General features: G+C 76.5%; 1 protein-coding gene. It reads right to left on the bottom strand.

Features of this window, described 5'->3' with window-relative positions:
- Positions 1 to 864: PH domain-containing protein (locus EAD98_RS30205; RefSeq protein WP_233584035.1), on the bottom strand; the 864-nt coding region annotated here is incomplete at both ends.

Here is an 864-nt window from a genome sequence, read left to right as displayed (position 1 = left end):
CGGCGGGCGGCGTGCGCGCGGGCGGTCAGCTCGGCCGCCAGGCCCCACGCCTCCGAAAGATCCCGGTCCTGGGCGGCCGCGCCCGACCCGCCCGCGGTGTCCGCGTGGACGGTGGCCAGCCCGAGCCGGCGCTGCGCCGGCCCCTGCACCACCCGCACGCTCTGGATCCGGGCGTACGGCACGATCGCCACCTGCCGGGTGAGCAGCCCGGACCGGGTGGCGAAGACCCGCTCGAACAGGCCGGCGCCGAACGCGCCCCGGCCCAGCGGGTGCAGCCAGCGGGCCCGAGGCGGTGGTGGGCTCAGCGCCAGCGCGTCGAGGCGTACGCCCGGCAGCACCTCGCCGACGATCATCGTCGCGGTCGGCAGGTCACCGACCGGCAGCAGACGGTCCGGTCGGTTGCGGTCGTCGGCCTCCGCGACGGAGTACCCGGCCACCTCCAGCCGTAGCCGCAGCCAGCCCTTCACCCGCCAGAGCAGCGGCCAGGTGGCCCGTACGGTCTGCACCCGGTCCAGCGGCACGGTCTGCGCCCGGGTCTCCAGCAGGCCGTTGTGCACCCGCAGCGTGCCGCCGTCGCGGGCCAGCCGGAAGTTCCAGTCGTCGAGGACCCGGCGGATCGGTTGCAGCAGCACACCGGCCATCGCGGTCAGCGTGCTCGCCACCGCGACGAACGACCACGACCCGGCGGTGAGGAACTGCACCACGACGAAGGCCAGACCGAACGGGAGCAGGAGCGCCTGTGGGGTGAGCAGCTGGCTGACCAGCAGGTTCTGGTTGCGTACCGCGTGCAGCGGGCGGCCCACCGCCGCCGCCGGCGGCGCCGTCCCCGGGGCCGTCGCGGGTGCCGCGAGCCCCGGCTCGGGC

This window comes from Micromonospora sp. CV4, assembly GCF_003667455.1.
In the GTDB taxonomy this organism is placed as follows: domain Bacteria; phylum Actinomycetota; class Actinomycetes; order Mycobacteriales; family Micromonosporaceae; genus Micromonospora.
This window is presented reverse-complemented; position numbering and strand designations above follow the sequence as displayed.